At 68.5% G+C, this 1,070-nt stretch carries 1 protein-coding gene and 1 pseudogene; one reads left to right on the top strand and one right to left on the bottom strand.

Annotated elements, in window-relative coordinates; translation table 11 throughout:
- A partial coding sequence (locus RT567_RS17170; protein WP_313577380.1) for an EipA family protein occupies positions 1–451 on the top strand: 451 nt, incomplete at its 5' end.
- A gap of 82 nt (positions 452–533) precedes the next feature.
- Here RT567_RS17170 and RT567_RS17165 read toward each other — a convergent pair.
- A pseudogene (locus RT567_RS17165) lies at positions 534–926 on the bottom strand (SDR family NAD(P)-dependent oxidoreductase); the annotation flags it as partial.
- Between the last annotated feature and the right edge of the window lie 144 nt (positions 927–1,070).

Genomic DNA, 1,070 nt, shown 5'->3' with positions numbered 1-1,070 from the left:
GCGCGAGCTGGGCATCGCGGCGGAGACCGTCGGCGGCGCCATCGAGCGCATCTTCGCCGAACAGGGCGACCGCCCGACCGCCTATATCGCGGGCGAGGAAGGCGCGGGCGCCGTCGTCGCCGGCCTGCGCTACGGCCGTGGGGCCCTGCACATGAAGGATCTGTCGGCCTCGCAGGAGGTGTTCTGGCAGGGCGCCTCGATCGGCTGGGACTGGGGCGGTAACGCCAGCCGGGTGTTCACCCTGGTTTACGGCCTGTTCCACCCCGACATGCTCTATCGCCGCTACCCAGGCGTCGAGGGCTCGGCCTATCTGGTCGCCGGTCTGGGCGTGAACTATCAGCGCGCGGACGGCATCGTCCTGGCGCCGATCCGCACCGGCGTCGGCGTGCGTCTGGGCGCCAACGTCGGCACCATGAGCTACAGCCGTCAGCGCAACATCCTGCCTTTCTGAGTTCGCTAGGCTCGGGCCGCGGACCCTCGCGGCTTGAGCGAAAAGAAGGCGCATCGATTTCGGTCGGCGCGCCTTTCGCATGTCAGGACGCCTCTTGGGCGAGGATGGCCTCGAGGCCCTCGCGGTAGGAGGGATAGCTTGGGCGCCAGCCCAGTTCGGCCTTGGCGCGGGCGTTGGAGACGCGCTTGGAGTCCAGGTAGAAGCGGCGCATGGCGTCGCTGACCTCGGGGTCGGTCCAGTCAACCTCGGGCGGGCGCGGCAGGTCCAGGCGCTCGGCGGCCCAGGCGGTGACGACGTCGGCGGCGGTCGGCTCGTCGTCGGTCAGATTGTAGGCGCCGCCGGGGCGGGGCCGGGCCATAGAGGCGAACAGGCCAGAGACGACATCGTCGACATGGATGCGGTTGAACACCTGGCCGGGCTTTTTGACCAGCCGGGCGTTTCCGGCGCGCAGGCGGTCCAGAACGCGACCTTGAGGCTGATCCACAGCGCATCCAGGATCTGGCGGTTGTTGAACAGCTCGCCGTACCAGCGCGTGGAGAAGCCCGACCAGACGGTGGCCAGCTTGGAGGCGTTGAACGAATACACCATCAACAACAGGATCGGCAGGTACAGGAAGGCG

Origin of the sequence: Brevundimonas sp. (assembly GCF_032107865.1) — a bacterium.
In the GTDB taxonomy this organism is placed as follows: Bacteria; Pseudomonadota; Alphaproteobacteria; order Caulobacterales; family Caulobacteraceae; genus Brevundimonas.
Note: the sequence above shows the minus strand (reverse complement) of the source record. Positions and strands in the feature narration are given on the sequence as shown.